A 5,726-nucleotide genomic window follows, 5' to 3' on the forward strand; every position below is an offset into this window, starting at 1 on the left:
ACATGCGCGGCAGAAATGGCTTAAAATCTAAAGTTTCGACTTTGGAGGAACTTTAGATTTTTCTCTGAAAATAATCAAAAATTACATCAGCATGATGTGATTTTTGGAGCTGTCGACATTTTGTCGACAAGCTCTCTATTAATTAATCTTTTTCACCTTTGCAAAGGCCGCCATAAGACGTTTAAATCCGATACTTTCAAATTGAATTTCAAGAATACAGTCATTTCCGCAAGGAGTGGCTTTCAGAATTTCTCCGCGGCCGAATGTTCTGTGTTCAACGGTATCACCGGCTTTGAATTTAGAATAGTCGGTTGAACCGCTTGATTTTACACTGCTGCCAAACCCTTTTGTCATATAAACTTCTTTTTTCGGTGCAGCCGCATTACGCACTCCTAAGTCTTGCATTACCTTTGCAACTTTCGGTTGCAGCGTTGTCTTGTCCTCAAGATATTCAACAGGTATTTCCTTGAAAAATCTTGACGCGGTTGTCGGCATTGTTTTACCGTGAATAGTTCTGCTTATCGTTTTGGTGATATAAAGCTGTTCTTTCGCTCTCGTTATCGCAACATAGCAAAGACGTCTTTCTTCTTCTATATCATCGTCCGATTCCATTGAGCGCATTCCCGGGAACAATCCTTCTTCAAGACCGCTCAAAAATACAATCGGGAATTCAAGACCTTTTGCACTGTGAATAGTCATAAGTACCGCACTGTCCTCATTTTCGTCATATCCGTCTATATCCGAAACAAGACTTATATTTTCCAAAAATTCACCCAGTGTATTCCCCGTTTCTTCATTCTTCTCAAACTCGGTAATAACAGAAATAAATTCGCCCAAGTTTTCTATTCTTGTCTTACTTTCCGTTGTATCTTCCATTACAAGTGCCGGCATATATCCTGTATCATTCAATATTCTTCCCGTAAGATCTTCAATCGTAACGGTATCTTTAAGTTTGATAAGTGATTGTATTATTTCCGAAAAACCAAGTAATTTTTTTATAGCCGTTTTAAATTCAGGGTAATCGTCCGCGTGAGAAATAACATCATAAAGACTTGTTTCCTTTTCACGTGCAATATTTCTCGCTTTTTCAAGCGTTGCGTTACCAATTTTTCTTTTCGGCTCATTGATAATTCTTGCCAGACTTACATCATCATTCGGATTATATACAACTCTCAAATATGCAATTATATCCTTAATTTCTTTACGGTCATAGAATCGAAGTCCCGAAAGGACTTTGTACGGAACAGACTCACGCATAAGCATTTCTTCTATTACACGCGACTGTGCATTTGTTCTGTACAGTATCGCACAATCCGAAAATGAACCTTGTTCATCGAAATGCTTCTTTATCTGACGTGCAATATATCTTGCCTCATCATATTCGTTTGTACCCGTGTATACAAAAACTTTGTTTCCGTCGCCGTTTGACGTCCACAATGATTTACCCATTCTACCCTTATTGTTAGATATAACGCTGTTTGCGGCGTCAAGGATATTTTGCGTTGAACGGTAATTTTGGTCAAGCGTTATCTTTTGTACATCAGAGTAATCATCTTCAAAATTAAGAATATTTCCGATATTTGCACCTCTGAATTTATAAATACTTTGGTCGTCATCACCGACAACGCAAAGATTTCTGTTTGCCTGTGCAAGAAGATTAATAAGAAGATACTGCGAATTGTTCGTATCTTGATACTCATCAACAAGTATGTACTGAAACTTATCTTGATATTTTGACAATACATCGGGATTTTCACTTAAAATCTTAACTGTATTCAAAATAATATCGTCAAAATCGACTGCATTGTTTTTTCTCAGTTTTGTCTGGTATCTGTAATATATTTTTGCGATTATGCTCATGCGGTAATCGCTTTTGTAAACATTTTCAAAAGTTGCCGCATCCATCAAGTCATTTTTTGCGTTACTTATTATAGACAACACGTTTCTGACAGGAAAACTTTTTTCGTCAATGTCAAGTTCTCTTAGACATTCTTTCATAACAGTCTTTGTATCTGCTGTATCGTAAATTACAAAATCACGGCTGTAACCAAGCAAATCAATGCAACTACGCAAAATTCTGACGCAAACCGAGTGAAATGTACCAATCCACATATCTTTTGCGGTATCACCCAAAAGTCTTTCAATACGGTCTTTCATTTCTCTTGCGGCTTTGTTTGTAAAAGTTATCGCTAAAATATTCCAAGGACGTATATGTTTTTCGGAAATCATATATGCAATTCTGTTTACAAGCACCGTTGTTTTTCCGCTTCCCGCACCTGCAAGCACAAGAACAGGACCTTCCGTTGCCAATACAGCCTCTTTTTGCCTTTCGTTAAGTTTATCTAACATATTATTCATCAAATGTTCTCCTAAAATCGTTTTCATTTTATTATATCATAACAACGAAGGTGGCTGAATGTCGCCGCAGTATTATGATACAATGTTCTCCGAAACATAAAAATCTTTGATTTTTGTATGTTTCGTGAGGTTATTATACCACATATTCAGAAAAAACACAAACTTTTAAAACCATTTCTTCAATAAGTTTTTCAGTATAAACGTGTCGAATTTCGGCAAATTTAAGTGTAGAAAGGCGGTGAATAATTTGAAAAAAGTTTCCTGTAAAATAGTAGTTTTTCTTCTTTTAAATTTGTGTATTTTCACAAGCGTTTATGCCGATGAAATCAAAGTCGTTCCTATCGGTAAAGCGGTAGGCGTAAAGATATATACCGACGGGTTACTCGTTGTCGGAACATCGGAAGTAAACGGTGAAAATGTTTCAAAAAAATACGGTATAAAGATAAATGACAGAATAGAAAAAATAAATAATCAACTCATCAACAGTACAGAAGAATTTTCAAAGACCGTAAATGAAAATCCAAGCGGTGTGGCACTTTCAATAAAGAGGGATAATCAAGATATTTTGATTAATGCCGTTCCCGTTTTATCGGAAGACAATATATACCGTTTAGGTCTTTGGGTGCGTGACAGTACCGCCGGAATCGGTACTGTGACTTATTACAATCCCCAAAACAACAGCTTTGCCGCACTCGGTCACGGAATAAACGATATTGATACAGGTAATATTTTATCCGTTAAATCAGGAAATATTCTTAATTGCGATATTTTATCTGTATCAAAAAGTTCAAAAGGTCATCCCGGAGAAATTAACGGTGCGTTTGACGGTAATACAATAGGTAATATCAGTATAAATTCACAAATAGGTATTTACGGAAATATGTCTTGCGATGAATTTTCCTCTGATAATGCCATCCCCGTTGCCGCAAAGGAACAGATATGCGAAAGTGACGCGTATATACTTTCAGACGTTATAGGGCAAAAAACGGAAAAATACTCGATAAAAATAAACAAAATCACAAACGATTCCGACAAAGGATTGATTATTGAAATTACCGACCCTCGTTTAATCGACTGCACGGGCGGAATTGTTCAAGGTATGAGCGGCTCGCCGATTATACAAAACGGTATGCTTATAGGTGCGGTAACTCATGTATTTGTAAACAGTCCCACAAAAGGATATGGGACTCTTGCTGAAAATATGATTGACATGACTAACACCATAGATTAAAAAAATCAAAAATCACATCAAAATTGATGTGATTTTTGAGCTGTATTAAATTTCAATAAGTTCTTTCGGTGATGATGTCAGATTTACCGCTTTACCGTTTTGTACAACGATTAAATCTTCAATTCTTACACCGCCGAAACCGTCTATATAAATTCCCGGTTCAACCGTAATTACGTTACCGTTTTGCACAACAGCATTGTTTTTCGGTGAAAATGACGGATTTTCGTGAATTTCAATACCGACACTGTGTCCAAGACTGTGACCGAAGTTCTCACCGTAACCTGCATCGGTTATAATCTTTCGTGCCACTCCGTCTACTTCACTGCACTTCATACCTGCTTTAATTGCGTCTATTGCAGTGGTTTGTGCTTTTAAAACTGTATTGTAAATTTCTTTTTGTTTATCATTCGCTTTGCCGACAACTACTGTTCTTGTCATATCCGAACAGTAACCCTCGAAAACACAGCCGAAATCCAAAGTAAGAAAATCTCCGTTTTCGATTTTTTTATCGGTAGCTATGCCGTGCGGCATTGCCGAACGAATACCCGATGCGGAAATAGTGTCAAACGACAATGCAGTCGCACCTTGTTTTTTCATAAAGAACTCCAAATCAAATGCTATTTCTCTTTCGGTTACTCCCTCTTTAATTCTGCCTAAAATATATTCAAATGCCATATCGCCAATTTTTTCGGCTTCTGCAATTTTTTTAATTTCGCATTCGTCTTTTATTTCTCGCGGTTTGTTTATAAGATTTTGCATTTCAACAAAATCTTGTCCGTCTTTTAGTTTTGCTCTTATTCGCTTATTTTCTGCGACGCTCATATATGATTCTTCAAAACCTATATATTTTTCGTCTATTCTTGAAAATATTTTTTCAAAACCTTTTGCAATATCAATCACTTCAAAGTCTTTTGCTTGCTCACGCGCCTGTATTGTGTATCGCGAATCTGTGATAATATACTTGCCGCTGTGCGAAATAAGCAAATATGCATCCTCTGACGTGAAACCGCTGTAATAAAATATATTCGGATAGCTTGATATAAAAACCGCCTCGTTATCGTGCAGTTTTTCACACAATTTATCTATTCTGTTCTGCATACCAATGCCTCCAATGCAAGTTCATACCCCTTAAATCCCAAACCGCAAATCTGTCCTATACATTCAGGTACGATAACAGATGTATGTCTGAACTCTTCACGTTTATGGATATTTGAAATATGTACTTCGATTACATCCATTTTAACCGAACCGAACGCATCTCTGATAGCATACGAATAATGAGTAAATGCCCCCGGATTTATTATAATGCCGTTGTAATTCCCCATTGCACTGTGTATTTTTTCAACGATTTCGCCCTCAAAATTACTTTGAAAAAAATCAACCTCAACACCAAGTTCATCTGCTTTTTTTCTGATGTTGTTTTCCAAATCGTCAAGAGTGCTGTTTCCGTATATTCCCGGTTCTCTGATACCAAGCATATTTAAGTTTACGCCGTTTATAACAAGATACTTCTTCAATATATCCCAATCCTCTCGTATTATAATGTTTCTATTTCTTTCATAAGTTCATCGACAAGGCTGTCTTGAGGTACTTTCTTTATAATCTCGCCTTTTTTGAAAATAAGTCCCTCACCTTTTCCGCCTGCAATTCCTATATCAGCCTCTCTCGCTTCACCGGGGCCGTTTACCGCACAACCCATAACGGCGATTTTAATAGGCTTATCAATATTTGCGGCACGTTTTTCAACTTCGTTTGCGATTGAAATAAGGTCAAGTTGAGTTCTTCCGCAAGTCGGACACGAAACTATCTCCGCACCTGTTTTTCTCATACCAAAAACCTTTTGAATATCATACGCCGTATAAATTTCTTCAACAGGGTTTGCCGTAAGCGAAACACGCATAGTATCGCCTATTCCTTCTGCCAAAAGTGCACCAATTCCGACAGCCGATTTAACCGTTCCGCCTTTTAACGTACCGGATTCGGTTACACCGATATGCAACGGAATATCCGATATTTCATTGAATTTTCTGTATGCGCAAAGCATTTTCGGAACGTCTGAAATCTTAATTGACACAACCACATTATTAAAATTAAGTTCGTCAAGAATTGCAACGTGTCCCATAGCACTTTCCACAAG

Annotated in this window: 5 protein-coding genes; 1 reads left to right on the forward strand and 4 read right to left on the reverse strand. The window is 37.2% G+C overall.

The annotated features are described in order from the left end of the window. Positions 1-138 precede the first annotated feature (138 nt). Positions 139-2,358 carry a DNA helicase PcrA gene (pcrA, locus tag ACLTU0_RS10250; RefSeq protein ID WP_412275812.1) on the reverse strand — a complete coding sequence of 740 codons (2,220 nt, stop codon included), beginning with the start codon at positions 2,356-2,358 and terminating at the stop codon, positions 139-141. 247 nt (positions 2,359-2,605) lie between these two features. Here pcrA and spoIVB point away from each other — a divergent pair, with 247 nt between their 5' ends. Further along, positions 2,606-3,589 (forward strand): SpoIVB peptidase, encoded by a 984-nt coding sequence (gene spoIVB, locus ACLTU0_RS10255; RefSeq protein WP_412275814.1) that lies wholly within the window; start codon positions 2,606-2,608, stop codon positions 3,587-3,589. A 45-nt stretch (positions 3,590-3,634) separates the two neighbouring features. On the opposite strand, the gene ACLTU0_RS10260 is transcribed toward spoIVB, so the two are convergent. From ACLTU0_RS10260 to ACLTU0_RS10270, 3 genes are all read right to left on the reverse strand, one after another. Beyond that, on the reverse strand, positions 3,635-4,687 hold the full coding sequence (locus ACLTU0_RS10260; RefSeq protein WP_412275816.1) for a M24 family metallopeptidase: 1,053 nt from the start codon (positions 4,685-4,687) through the stop codon (positions 3,635-3,637). After that, complete coding sequence (gene aroQ / locus ACLTU0_RS10265; RefSeq protein WP_337599425.1) at positions 4,672-5,106, reverse strand: type II 3-dehydroquinate dehydratase; 435 nt, start codon at positions 5,104-5,106, stop codon at positions 4,672-4,674. The genes ACLTU0_RS10260 and aroQ overlap by 16 nt, the downstream gene beginning before the upstream one ends. 20 nt (positions 5,107-5,126) lie before the next feature. Continuing rightward, the coding region (locus tag ACLTU0_RS10270) for a flavodoxin-dependent (E)-4-hydroxy-3-methylbut-2-enyl-diphosphate synthase (protein WP_412322345.1) at positions 5,127-5,726 on the reverse strand (600 nt) is incomplete at its 5' end.

It is taken from the genome of Hominilimicola sp. (assembly GCF_046972485.1).
Classification (GTDB): Bacteria; Bacillota; Clostridia; order UBA1381; family UBA1381; genus Hominilimicola; species Hominilimicola fabiformis.

What these genes read in the sequence shown, in the direction of transcription:
- pcrA (WP_412275812.1), bottom strand. Translation starts at nt 2,358, where the DNA reads ATGAATAATATGTTAGATAAACTTAACGAAAGGCAAAAAGAGGCTGTA.
- ACLTU0_RS10260 (WP_412275816.1), bottom strand. Translation starts at nt 4,687, where the DNA reads ATGCAGAACAGAATAGATAAATTGTGTGAAAAACTGCACGATAACGAG.